The organism is Hominiventricola aquisgranensis, assembly GCF_040096225.1.
Classification (GTDB): Bacteria; Bacillota; Clostridia; order Lachnospirales; family Lachnospiraceae; genus Hominiventricola; species Hominiventricola aquisgranensis.
The window spans coordinates 45,863-60,268 of the sequence record NZ_JBBMFC010000012.1 but is presented as its reverse complement, the minus strand read 5'-3'; the positions used below and the strand labels follow the sequence as shown (position 1 = coordinate 60,268).

The 14,406-nt window shown below is 42.2% G+C and carries 7 protein-coding genes; all 7 read left to right on the top strand.

Annotated elements, in window-relative coordinates; genetic code table 11:
* Window positions 1-32: 32 nt before the first annotated feature.
* The 7 genes from WMO62_RS08200 (at window position 33) to WMO62_RS08170 (ending at window position 14,034) form a co-directional block, all read left to right on the top strand.
* Window positions 33-6,818 (top strand): DUF5722 domain-containing protein, encoded by a 6,786-nt coding sequence (locus tag WMO62_RS08200; RefSeq protein ID WP_349144382.1) that lies wholly within the window; start codon window positions 33-35, stop codon window positions 6,816-6,818.
* A 91-nt stretch (window positions 6,819-6,909) separates the two neighbouring features.
* The gene (locus WMO62_RS08195) at window positions 6,910-8,346 is read left to right on the top strand and encodes a sugar transferase (protein ID WP_349144381.1); all 1,437 of its coding nucleotides are present in this window, start codon (window positions 6,910-6,912) and stop codon (window positions 8,344-8,346) included.
* A 102-nt stretch (window positions 8,347-8,448) separates the two neighbouring features.
* Entirely contained in the window at window positions 8,449-9,120 is a 672-nt protein-coding gene (locus WMO62_RS08190; protein ID WP_349144380.1) for a helix-turn-helix domain-containing protein, read from the top strand.
* Between the two features lie 164 nt (window positions 9,121-9,284).
* Window positions 9,285-10,433, top strand: a complete 1,149-nt coding sequence (locus WMO62_RS08185) for a glycosyltransferase family 4 protein (protein WP_435390472.1) — start codon at window positions 9,285-9,287, stop codon at window positions 10,431-10,433.
* A 41-nt stretch (window positions 10,434-10,474) separates the two neighbouring features.
* Window positions 10,475-11,701: a glycosyltransferase family 4 protein gene (locus WMO62_RS08180; protein WP_349144378.1), complete on the top strand. Its 1,227-nt coding sequence runs from the start codon at window positions 10,475-10,477 to the stop codon at window positions 11,699-11,701.
* Window positions 11,701-12,915: a radical SAM protein gene (locus WMO62_RS08175; RefSeq protein ID WP_349144377.1), complete on the top strand. Its 1,215-nt coding sequence runs from the start codon at window positions 11,701-11,703 to the stop codon at window positions 12,913-12,915. Before WMO62_RS08180 ends, WMO62_RS08175 begins: the two co-directional genes overlap by 1 nt.
* Before the next feature lie 36 nt (window positions 12,916-12,951).
* A complete protein-coding gene (locus tag WMO62_RS08170; RefSeq protein WP_349144376.1) occupies window positions 12,952-14,034 on the top strand; it encodes an acyltransferase in 1,083 nt (360 codons plus the stop codon).
* Window positions 14,035-14,406: the final 372 nt, after the last annotated feature.

Here is a 14,406-nt window from a genome sequence, read left to right as displayed (position 1 = left end):
AATAGAACAGAAGACAAGAGGAGGAAATACGAGTGAGATCCAGAAGAATACTGGCATTGATGCTGGCGGCATCCATGATGATCAGTCAGGTACAGCCCGTGTATGCGACGGCAGCCACTCCGTATAAGACGGAAGAAGGAGAGGCAGGTATTGATACGAACATCGCGCAGACAGACGTGGAAAATGATACGAATACCGTGCAGGCAGGCGTGAAAAATAATACGGATGGAGAAGAGAACAGCACGCTGACGGAGGACGTGGACGAGACAGACGAAACAGAAGCTGAAAAGCAGAAAACGACTGAAGTAGAAGCAGCGGAGAAGACTGACAAGGAATCTGATACAGAACAGAAGATGAAAACAATCTATGAAGTTGTTGAAGCTGAACCGGATCTGGTTGCAATCGATGGATTCTCGGAGTTTGCACTTCTGAGTGAGACAGACACTGAGTGGAACGGTTCCTTTGGAGAACAGTTGAGTGATCCGGTCGCAATAGAACTGTATCAGACACTGAAAAAAAAACTGATGGATGATGGCTATTATGGGGAAGAACCCTTTGCACCGCTGATAGTTGAGATTCCCCTGAAAACCCAGCTCCCATATACACCCGCGACTTACCAGCAAGTATATGAAAGAGCCGTCATGACGGCGAACGAAGCATGGTGGGCTATGAAGCAGGACTACCCACAACTTTATTGGGCTTATGGTGTATCAATGGGAATCTGTACCTATGAAAACGCATCTGGAGATGGCAGAGTCTCCGAAATTGACTATGAAATCGGAGATGGAGATCAATATTATGAAAACTGTTCCACAGGAACCACAGGAGATGAGACGCTCAGAGCTTACCAGGAAGCTGTTGCCCAGATTGTGGAACAGGCTCGGGAAGCGGCGGGAGATGACCGCTACAAGCTGGTAAAGTATTTTCATGATTATCTGTGTGAGGAACTGTCTTATGACAATGAAGCAGCAGGAGCAGATAAATCCAACTTAAGTCAGTATTTGTATGCGCATACATCAGTTCCGGCATTTATTGGGTACAAGGACAAAGGAAAGAAAGTGGTATGCGAGGGTTATGCAAAGGCCCTCAAAGTCCTGTGTGATAAAGTGGGGATTCCCTGTGTGCTTGTGAGCGGAATGGGAGGCATCGGAGACAGTAAAGGTGCCCATATGTGGAACTATGTGCAGATGGAAGATGACCAGTGGTATCTGGTAGATGCCACATGGGATGATCAGGGCATGAATATATATGATACCTATTTTCTGGCGGGAAGTCAGACAAAAGGATTTGGAGCATCTGGAAATGTAGGCGAAGAACATATTGCAGAGAGCGTTCTGACCTATACCGATTCGGATTTTACATTTGTATATCCAACTCTTTCAGAAAATGCATACGAATATGTTCAGAAGACACCACTTACAGACATGAGTATTACCTGGACAGAAAAATATCCGTGGACAGGATCTGCCATCACACCGGTGTTTACAGTGAAGTATGACGGTACAGATCTGGAAGAAAATACAGATTATACCGTAGCATATAGAAATGCTGCGGGAGAGGATATTGACGAGATTCAGAATGCAGGAACCTATGAGCTGGTGTTCACAGGTATGGGAAGTTATACAGGAAAGATCGTTAAGACCATACATGTGACAAGAGATCTGAGCAGTCTGGATATTACAACAGATTCGGAGCAGATGTACGCAGGTTCGGCAATCACACCGGAGATTACTGTTCGTGAGGCTGATACAGAGAAACTGTTGAAAGCAGGTACAGACTATACAGTTTTTTATCATAACCCATCAGGAACAGAAGTATCCGAAATCAAAAATATAGGATACTATAAAATAATAATTGCAGGAATCGGCGATTACACTGGAAGCAAGGAGCTGTCCGTACATGTGGTAAGATCCGTGGAGGATCTGAATATTTCTCTGACAGAATCTTATAATTATACAGGCAGTGCCATTGATCCGCAGTTATCAGTCACAGAGCCGGAGACGGGAAATAAACTGCGGAAAGATACCGATTATACAGTTATCTATAAAGATGCAGCAGGAGAGGCAGTAACTGCCATTCAGGAAGCAGGCAGCTATACGGTTGTGATCAAAGGTACAGGTGATTACACCGGAGAAGTGACCAGAACGATCTATGTGATCCGGCCTGGAGACATCAGCCAGCTGACTGTGAGCGGACTTGATCCGGTGACATTTACGGGAAAAGCTGTTAAAACGGAATTTGCGATTCAGAATGAGACTTATACACTGGAAGAAAGAGCCGATTATACCGTAGAATATTCTTCCAATCTGCACGCAGGAACGGGTAGAATCAAAGTAGCCGGTATTGGATTATATTCAGGGGAGAGGGAGCTTACATTCCAGATTCTCCCGGCGGATATGGGAGAGGCCTATGAAGCCGGAAATGCAAACATTGATTATACATCTTTGTATGCATGGACCGGGGAAGCTGTAAATGTAGAACCCTATGCAGTGGCTGTGAATGGGACCTTCCTTCTAAAGGGAAGAGATTACCGGGCGGAATATACAGATGCCAGCGGAACTATGACAGCATATGTCAAAGATGCAGGCAGCTACACAATGATCCTGAAAGGAATCAATGATTATACAGGAACCATTGAACTGCCAGTGAAAGTGACCAAAGACAGGGCATTGTCTGATGTGACAGTCAGCGTAATTCCCATGCAGACTTACACCGGGATGGAGATCTGTCCGGGCGTGAAGCTTATCAATCCAAAGACCAAAGCAGTTCTGAAGGAAGGAACGCATTATACCGTCCGTTATGAGGAAAATGTAAATGTTGGAACTGCGTTGATGACGGTGGATGCCGTAGAGGGAAAGGGCTATACGGGAAGGATCCAGATTCCATTCATGATCGTACCGCGTAATATTTCCCAGGTATCGATCCAGGGCATCAGTTCTTCTTACAATTACACAGGAAGCCCGATCACACCGGCACCTATATTGAAGCTGGGAGATGTGGTGCTGACAGAAGACGTAGATTATAGACTGTCTTATGAGGCGAACCAGACTACCGGAACTGCAAAGCTGAAGATCACAGGTCTGGGAAATTATACCGGAACAATGACAACTACATTTTCCATCAGCAAGACCAATATGGATCTTGTGGATATTGATCTGGATCTGACCAATGTATCCGCAGGCGTCCGCCCGACCGTGCAGGTGACATGGAACGGAAATGTTCTGAAGAAAAAGACAGATTATACGGTGACGTACACGAAAAGTATCGATCAGAGAACCGGAACTGTGATCGTTCGCGGAAAAGGAAATTATACAGGTGAAGTCAGAAGAAATTATGCGATCCCACGGATTCTGATCCATAAGGAAGATATTTCCTTTGCAGGAACCTGGTATTATACAGGCAGACTGATTGCGGCAGCGCCCACAAAGGTTATTGTAAATGGAAAACAACTGAACCGGGGCGTGGATTATACCATTCACTATGAGGACGGCGAAGATAATGAGACCATGCAGGTCAGAGAACCAGGAAATTATAAACTGGTAGTAGAAGGTCAGAAAAATTATCAGGGAACCGTAAAACTGTCCTTCAAGGTCACGAAAGACAGACTGCTGGGGCGTATGAATGTCTCTTCTGTGAAAGACCAGACTTACAGTGGACAGCCGTTGATACCGGAGATCACAGTGACAGATTCAGGCGAAGATCTGTTATCCAATTTGCTTGGATTAAAAGGAACAGAACTGAAAGCAGGAACAGACTACACAATAGAATATAAGAACAATACCAATGTGGGAACCGCATCAGTCCATCTGACTGCCGTGGAAGGAAGTGGTTATGCAGGAGAGCGAACTATTCAGTTCCGAATCGTTCCTATGGATATCAATGACGAATCAGTGGTTGTGACGCTTCCGCAGAATGGAAAGATCAACTATGATGGAATGCCTTGTACACCGGAGCCGAAGGTTACAATGACAACAGTGGCTGGGGACGGTCAGACAGGAAATGTTCAGACTCTGAGCAAGGGCACGGACTACACTGTTGCCTGGTATGACAATGAGAAGATGGGTAAGGCTTACATGGTCATTAAGGGAACTGGCAATTATACGGGAAGCAGGATTGTCAATTTTGAAATCGTCGAAAACAGAATGACTCCTTCGGTAATCTGTGAACTTGATCAAGGCCCCTACATTTACACCGGAGAAGCTATCTGCCCGAAGATTACATTGATGGATGCCAGCACTGGAAAAGCTTTGACAGAAGGATCAGATTACCGGGTATCTTATGAAGAGAATATAAATGCCGGAGCGGCATCTGTCATTGTGTATGGAATCACCGGAAGCGGATATTCCGGCATGTATACGCAGAACTTTACAATCACCCCCAAAGAGATAGAGGCAGATATCACAGTTACACTGGAGAACAGTGCTTCTGATGCAGCAGAGCCGTTGCAGGCGACCATTATGGACGGTGAGAAGACCCTTGAAGAAGGAACGGACTATACCATTTCCTACACAGAGACGGAAGATGAGATAAGTGCTGAGATTATCGGTCAGGGAAATTATGGTGGAAGCAGAACAGAGATCTTGAAGCGAATCCATCTGAATGACAATGCGCTGGTAGATTATACACTGGAATATTACGAGACCTTGTATACAGGCTCCAATCTTACACCGGCTACCTTTGTGACACTGGATGGAGAACTCCTGCAGGCGGGCGTAGACTACTCAATCTCCTATGCAAACAATCGAATGGCAGATACAGATGGCACCCCGGCCACTGTTACGATTCAGGGGCGCGGAGCTTACACCGGATCGCAGACCAGAACCTTTGAGATTCAGCAGGTAGATATTAACCGAGCTTCCGTGGGAAGTATTTCTACTTGCACATACTGGCAGGTGACAAACGCAAGCGTGAATCTGACCTACCATGGAAAACATCTGCAGGTGAACCGGGATTATACAGTTTCCTATGATGACGAGATCAGGATCGGAACCAATAAGGTAACTCTGGATGGAAAAGGAAATTATAAAGGCCAGATCGTACTGGATCTGAAAGTAACCTATCCAACAAGCGACAGACTGAAGTTAACCGGCTGTACCATGACAGCCTATGATAAGGAAGCCGGGACAGTGACTGTTCAGATAACTGCGGCAGACAACGGAAAATTTGCAAACCTTATGGATGTAACGCAGATCTACATGCAGGTTCCGGGAGCGGATGGTAAAAATGTCTGGGCAAAAGCGACGATCAATACAGAGAACAAGATACTGACTGCCACATTCCCTGCAGATGCACACCGCAGAAGCAACGTGATGAGCAAGTACGTGCTTGCGGTTCCGGCGGAAAACAACACCGGATATCAGCAGATCACCAGCAACAGCATGTACGTGGCCAATCCGGGTAAATATGCAGAGACAACGAAAAGTTACTTTGGCTTCTATCAGGGAAAAGTAGATTCCAAAAAAGGAATGCAGGGTGTGGAAGACACAGATACCAAGGATCTTGGAGTGAATGCAGTTCTGATCAACATCAATCTGAATGAACTGATCAAAACCAGTACCAATGTGAGAAGATTTGGCTCTGCCAGCTATCGACCATACACTTACAAGGGAAAGACCTACTATTTCCAGGATATGGTGAAATACCGGAAGACAATCTATGAACTGAACCGACGGGTGGATACCAAAGATCTGGAACCGGATGAAAATGATCCTACCAAACTGAAAGATCCGACCAAATATGGTAACTGGACCAAAAATGTAACGGTCGATCTTCTGATGAAATGGGATCCGGAACTTCAGTATCTGATCTATCCGGCCGGAAGAGTGGCAGGCAAGAATGACTATGCATTAAATATGTCAGAGGCATCAGCGAGAGCTACATTGGAAGCACTGTTCAGCTATATCACAGAGTCTCTGGGAGGAACCAGAGGAACTGACGAAGGCGGTTGGTTCGAAGGAGACGGCAGCAAGAGTCCGCGGAATTTCCGTGTAAGTAACTGGGTACTTGGCAATGAGGTGAATGCCTGCAAGGCATGGAACTATGCCGGAAATGTCTCGACGCAGGAATGTGCGGACAACTATGCGAGAGCTTTTCAGGTGCTGTATCAGGCGGTGAAAAAATCGGACAGTAATGCCAGAGTCTTTATTTCGCTGGATCATACCTGGACTGCATGGACCAGTGACGGACATCCGGGAAAAGAGTATCTGGACCGCTTTGCTTATTATATGCATGCAACAGAACCTCAGATGGAATGGCATGTGGACTATCATCCTTACTCCAATCCGCTGTGTCGAAATGATTTCTGGAACGACTGGAGCAGCACTTCAGGATCCGAATATACATCGTATATTTCCATGAACAACCTGTGGGTGCTGACCAATTACCTGAAGAAGATAGAGAGCAGATATGGCATCAAAAATACGGATGACGATGGCAATCCAGACCCGACTGGTGGAATCCGTGTAATCCTGGGAGAACAGGGATATATTGCAGCCGACAGCAATCAAGAGAATTCCCAGGCAGCAGCGACTGCTTACGAATTCTATATCGCATCTGCCAATACAAAAGTAGATGCGATCATGAACCGGGCATACCTTGATGATTCCGCAGAAGGCATCATGACGCTGGGACTTCGCTATAACTGGAGTGCAAAGAACCATCCGGCAAAAAAAGCATACAGTGTTGTGAAACATATGGATGATCCGGATGCACTGACGAATGCGACTGTCAACCAGTATGCCCGTTATGTCAGAAGCGGAGCTTCTAAGTGGACAAATATATTGTCAGGATTGAAGACTGAGACATTCTATCGACCATAGAGACCATATTTGCCAATTGCAATAAGGCACTTTCATTGCTATAATGAGAGTGTCTTATTTTACGAAAACTGATAAATATGCAGAGGGCATTATGTATAGAAAACGAAATCAATTAATGGAAATATGTATCTGCCTGGCGGATGCTGTGATGGTACTTGTAAGCCTTGTGATTGCGGGCTTGCTGCGGTACAGGACTTTTCATACTCTGATGGCTGCAGAAGAGATGGATCGACTGATCAGTGTATTATTGGTATTGCATGTGGCAGCATTTTATTTTCTGAAAGCATACGATGGATTTTTTCGAAGAGGACGTTATAAAGAACTATTCTTCTCGGTGAAATATAATGTGATCATGATTGCAGCAAGCACACTTTTAAGCTTCAGCATGAAAGCGGATATATTCACTTCCCGTCTGGTGATGGGATATTTCTTTGTGTGCAATACCATTCTTGTCTGGATCATGCATCTGGTGATCCGCAACTGGAGCCGCGTATTTGGATGGCGGAAGGGAAAAGAAAAGAGCCTGCTGATCGTGTCAGATGGTAAACAGCTGGAATTCATTGTAAAGCGGTTCCAGCGTTCCAAGGAAACCCTGTGGCATGTGGTTGGAGCAGTTGTGCTGGGAGAACCGCAGGAAGGTACGAAGCAATTCCTTACGGAACAGGAGATTCCGATGTTGTCCTGCGAGGAAGAGGCATATCTGGATTATGCGACAACCCATGTGGTGGACGAAGTCTTTATCCATGTGGATGCCATTCAGAAGCAGGAAGATTTTCTGAAGAAAATGATTCTGGAATTTGAAAAAATGGGTGTCGTGGTGGCATTGAATCTGGATCTGTTTGATCTGGGATTATCAGGAGAAAAGCGGATCGACAACCTGGAACAATATCATGTAGTCGCATTTACCAGTCGCTTGTTCGACTACCGAATGGTGGTGCTGAAGCGTCTGATGGATATTGTGGGAGCACTGGCAGGTCTGGCAATTACTCTGATAGTCGGAATCGTACTGGCACCATTTTTATTGCTGGAATCTCCGGGACCGTTGATCTTTAAGCAGAAGCGGGTGGGAGTCAACGGACGAATCTTTGACTTCTACAAATTTCGCTCCATGTATGCAGATGCAGAGGAACGGAAGAAAGAACTGATGAAGCAGAACGAGATGCATGGGCTGATGTTCAAGATGGAGAATGATCCCCGTATCACGAAAGTAGGAGCCTTCATTCGCAAGACCAGCATTGATGAACTGCCACAGTTCTGGAATGTACTGAAAGGCGATATGAGCCTTGTGGGAACCCGGCCGCCGACTGTGGACGAGTACGAACAGTATAACTATTCACAAAAACGAAGGATCAGCTTCCGCCCGGGTATCACAGGCCTCTGGCAGATCAGCGGCAGAAGTGACATCACAGACTTTGATGATGTGGTGAAGCTTGATCTGGAATATATTGATAACTGGTCACTGTTTCTCGATGTGAAGATCATCTTCAAGACGATTGGTGTTGTATTCAGAGGAAGCGGTGCGAGGTAAAATCGTAAACTCAGGTGGACAAAATTGTCTATTTTAGAAATGCAGATGTGGGTATATAATCCTAAATATAAGAAGTACATTTCTGAAAGGGGCAATGTAGTAATGGAGAAAGAAATAATAGGAAGACAGATAAAAGAACTGAGAATTTATGCAAATATGACATTAGAGCAGTTAGCTGAGATTTTGGATGTGAGTAAACGTACATTGCAGCGATACGAATCAGGAGAGGCGACACCAGATATGCGGGTTTTGACCCAACTGGTAGATTTGTTTGGTTTTTCGGCAGACTATTTTATAGGTAAGGAAAAATTGAATGGAGTGGTAGCAAGAACCAGAGCCTCAAAGAAAAAGAATCTACGTTTCCGAACAGATTTCTGGGGAAATTATAATCGGGCAAAAACAGAATATACAATAGATAAGGACGCAGATTATTATTATATTACACTTGGAGAATCATGGGATGGAGAGTATGGATTACGCGGAATGACCATGTGGACCGGTTTTACGGATGAAAAAGATGATATCAGGGAATTGATGCCGGTGAATCCGGAGAGAATCTTGGAAGATGGTACGGAAGATGATATCCTGGTGCTGAACAGTGGAGAAGATGTAGCGGCGTTTATTGGTTATGGAGGTACTGCGTTGGTCAGAGAGGATATATGCAAGAAATATCTGCCCTGGGTTATGAAACCAATTATTATCAAATGGGAGAATGTGGATCGGATACCGGTGTTGGATGATGTTGAGTATTTGAATAATTTTGATATAATATAATGTAAAATAATCATTTGCAGAATGTTTGCAAAATGGAAACTCAAAGACGGGTTTCTTGTGTATATAAGAAAAAGGTGGTATAATGTACCGATCTTATAGAACTATAGCAACTCAATGATACAGATGTTTTGTTGGAACAATATATAATTTTTATAGGAAAGTAAATGAAGAGAAGTGCTTTGCCAGATAAAAAATTGAAGATTGTACATTTCGGACAGAAAAGAATGCCCAGCCGTGAGGGTGGCGTAGAAATTGTAGTAGAAGAATTGACTACCAGAATGGCAGCGATGGGATACGATGTTACGGTAATTAATCGTAGAGGCCACCACGTAAGTGGAGCAGAATATGATGAAGAAATCGGTGAAGAATATCAGAAGGTAAAAATACAGAGTGTTCCGACCATAGACAAAAAAGGGCTTGCAGCGGTTACTGCTGCCTTTTTTGCTACGATAAAGGCTACCTTTGGAAATTATGATGTAGTTCATATTCATGCGGAAGGACCGGCAGCTTTTTGCTGGATGCCGCAGCTTTTTGGAAAAAGAGTCATTTGTACCTGCCATGGAATAGATTACTTGAGACCTCGCTGGAAAGATACCCTGGGAGGTAAATTTATCCGTTACGGAGAAAAAATGATGGTCAGGCATGCGGATGAAATCATTGTATTGAGCAGAGGAGTGCAGGAATACTTCAAGAATACCTATGGCAGGAATACGGTACTGATTCCTAACGGCGTGGAACGACCGGAAGTTAAGACCAATGATGAGATCAAGGAAAAGTATGGTCTGGAAACAGATGGATATTTTCTGGCATTGTCGAGACTTACAAAGGAGAAGGGAATCCATCTGCTCATAGAAGCCTATAAAAAGATTACAACAGACAAAAAACTGGTAATTGCTGGCGGAAGCAGTGATTCAGATGAGTATGTGCAATACCTGCATCAGCTGGCTGAAGGTGATGAGAGAATTCTTTTCACCGGTTTTGTTCAGGGGAGGGAACTGGAAGAATTATATAGTAATGCATATGTATATGTGCTTCCAAGTGAATTGGAAGGAATGCCGTTAAGCTTATTGGAAGCCATGAGCTATGGAAATTGCTGTCTAGTATCGGATATTCCGGAGAATACAGATGTGATCGGTGACCATGGAATCTCCTTTCAAACCAACAGCGAGATTGCTTTGGCAGAATGTCTTCAAAAACTGGCAGATAACTTCGATATAGTACATGTATATAAAGCTGGTGTGGCAGAATATATCTGTGCGAAGTATAATTGGAGTGAAATAACACAAAAAACATTAAAACTTTACTGTAAGTGAGAATACTACTCGAGTAAGATATAGTAAAAGGGTTGCAATTAATGAAAATATTAATGATAAATAAGTTCCTATATCCCAATGGCGGTAGTGAAACTTATATATTTAAATTAGGAAAAGCACTAGAAGAGCATGGTCATGAGGTGCAGTATTTTGGTATGGAGCATACCGGAAGATGCGTTGGTAACAACATGAATGCGTATACTTCGGATATGGATTTCCACAAGGGATTAAAGATGTCTAAGATCCTATATCCGATAAAAACGATCTATTCTTTGGAAGCTAGGAAAAAAATACGATTGATTCTGGATGATTTCAAGCCGGATGTATGCCATTTGAATAACTTTAATTATCAGCTTACTCCAAGCATTATTCTGGAAATCAAAAAGTGGAGTCGACAGACCGGACATAAGTGCCGGATCATTTATACAGCACACGACTACCAACTGGTATGTCCCAATCATATGATGAACAATTATCGTTCACATGAAAATTGTGAAAAATGTCTGGGTGGGCATTACTATAATTGTGTAAGGGGAAATTGCATCCATGGTTCCAAAGCAAAAAGCATGATTGGATGTCTGGAAGCCACATTTTGGAATAGGAAGGCTACATACAAAAATATAGATACGATCATCTGCTGCTCGGAATTTATGAAAAGCAAACTGGATAAAAGTAAAGTATTGCAGGGGAGAACTATTGCTCTGCATAATTTTATAGATGCAGTAACTATAGAAAAAGAGGACACCACTTCAATGAACATGAGCGATAAGTATTGCCTCTATTTTGGAAGGTTTTCAGAAGAAAAGGGAATCGGTACTCTTATAAAAGCATGTAAAGCACTCCCGGAAGTAAGATTTATATTTGCAGGAACCGGTTCGATGGAAACGGAACTGAACTCCGTAAATAATATTGAAAATGTAGGATTTCAGACTGGAGAAAAATTAGAAATTTTAATAAGACAGGCCAGTTTTACCATATATCCGTCAGAGTGGTATGAAAATTGTCCGTTTTCAGTCATGGAAAGCCAGATGTATGGGACACCGGTGATCGGAGCTGCTATTGGTGGCATTCCGGAACTGATCCAGAACCAAAGGACGGGTATGTTATTCGAAAGCGGCAATGTAGAGGAACTTGTCAGCTGCATTCGTGAATTGTGGAATGAAGAAGCGAAAGTAAGTGAAATGTCAGAGAATTGTTCCCAAGTTCAGTTTGATACGGTGGATCAGTATTATAGTAAATTGATAAAGATATATAACGGAGAAGTATAATGTCAGAGAAAAAACTCAATGGAACAGTAATTGTAACCTATCGTTGTAATGCAAGATGTACCATGTGCAACCGATATAAGGCACCATCAAAACCGGAAGAGGAAATATCTATTGAAACAATCCAGAAGCTTCCTAAGATGTACTTTACCAACATCACTGGCGGAGAGCCTTTTATCCGAACAGACCTGAAGGAAATCGTAAGAGAAATATATAAAAAAAGTGATAGAATCGTGATATCTACCAACGGCTTTTTCACAGACAGAATTGTGGATCTGTGTAAGGAATTTCCTAATATCGGAATCCGTATCTCAATAGAAGGACTTGAGCAGACGAATAATGAAATCAGAGGACTGGCAGATGGATACCAAAAGGGCTATCAGACACTGAAAACCCTGAGAAAGATGGGAATGAAGGATGTCGGATTCGGAATGACCGTACAGGACAAGAATGCATCGGATCTGGTACCGCTTTACAAAATCTCGGATGAAATGGAAATGGAATTCGCTACGGCATCACTTCATAATAGCTTTTATTTTGTGGAAGCAAAAAATATTATTAAGGACCGTCCTATGGTCGCAAAAAACTTTGAAAATTTGATCAATGAATTACTTCGAAGTAATAGTCCTAAAAAGTGGTTTCGTGCCTATTTCAATCATGGACTGATCAATTATATTTACGGGCAGAAGAGATTGTTGCCTTGTGATATGAGTTTTGATACTTTCTTTATTGATCCTTATGGGGATGTTATGCCATGTAATGGAACAAAGGATAAAGAAGTAATGGGAAATCTGAATAAACAGAGCTGGACAGAACTGTGGAACAGCGAACAGGCGGAAACAGTGAGGAAAAAAGTAAGACGCTGTGATCGGAATTGCTGGATGATTGGTTCGGTATCACCGGCAATGCACAAATATATATGGCGACCTGCAGCCTGGGTGGCCGTGCATAAGTTGAAAGCATTGTTTACAAAACATCCGTACAGTATGTATGAAAATAAAATAGTCAGAGATTACCGAGATGGAAAAGTTACTAAGGAAGCATTGGATAAATGCAGTACTTGTGATTTGCACGCAATGGTGAATAATGGACTAAGTGTGGCAAGCATGGAACAATTGCAAGGAAAGACAGGGGAAGAAATTGTGGATGCAGATATTAGAGAGCAGATGAAGTCTGAGAAAATATTCGGTAAAAGGGATTACTCAGGAAAATTGTAAAGAACATCAAAGGCAAAACGAAAGAGGACAGTAGGGATGAGAGAACGAAATAGTGCATTTGAAATCATGAGATTGTTTGCTATGTTGATGATTATTTTGGGGCATTGTGTAATGGCTACAGCTAAGAACCAACAACCCTATTTGGGAGCTTTAGACTGTATTGGATGGGGAATTGGGGCTTTTACTGTCTGCGCGGTAAATTTGTTTTTTCTTTTAACTGGATATTTTATGAACAGTGCGCATTATCGTTTTGGCAGGATCGTTTTTCTTTGGCTGAAAACGATATTCTATTCCGGTATTATTTATATCCTGTATAGTATAATAGTACATTCTTTTTCGATAAAAGATTGCATTGGATATTTTCTTCCGATCTTGACAAAAAAGTATTGGTATATGCAGACATATATAGTAGGTGCATTGTTGATACCATTTATTGCAAAGGGTTTGGAACAACTGAAAACCATGCAGCTTAACATACTAATTGGTATTTTGGTAACTTTCTTTTGCTTGCATCAGACATTTATCAAAGTCCAATATACTCTTGATCAAACGCAAGGATATGGAGTTATCTGGGCTTGTGTGATGTATATCATTGGTTATTGGATTAGAAAAAATAAACAAAAAATCATGGAGAAACCGACATGGGAGTATCTGGGAATATATGTTTTGACAAGCATCGCTATTTTTGCTTCTAATTATTTGATAGTAAGATGGAATATTGCCGGTGGAGTGACTTCCAGAGGAAATTTTTATGCTTATAATTCTGTTACTGTGTTAGTGCAAAGTGTATGCCTGTTTTGCGTTTTTGTTAAGGCTTCGGGAAAAAATATAAAAAATAAAACAGCTAATTTTTTGGCTGAAAATTGTCTTGCCGGATACTTGATATCAGCACATCCGTTGGTATTATATTCCCTTTGGACGGACTGGCTCCCCATAAATCAGTATACAATAAGACCTGTTTTATATATAATGGTTTCGACTATACTGTCTGTTGTAGTGCTGTTGATCTGTATACTGATTGATAAAATAGTGGATCAGGCAGCGCAAAATAGTAAGTTAGAAAGATATATCAGCAAATTAGATGATTGCATAGAATTAAGGTTGAAAAATGATAAGTAATAAACGATATGTGGAAAAAGTCGTGCATTCGTAGAGCATGTGGTCTGCTTTTTACTGAGATGCTATTTTGGTGTGAAGGTGCCGGATGCAAATGCACCTTTTCGACTGATGAAAAGCTCAGTTGTAGCAAAGTATATTGACAATATGCCGGAAAATTATAATATTCCCAATATTATGTTTACAACATATTTTGCTAAATATAATGAAAAGCTTACTTTTAAGAAAATCACATTTAAACCAAGACAAGGTGGCACAAATTCTATAAATGTTCCTAAAATAATTAAAATAGGATGAAATGCAATAAAACAATTTAGGAAATTTAAGCAGGATATGAAAAGAAAGGAAATGTGTGGTAATTTACTTTCTAATTAT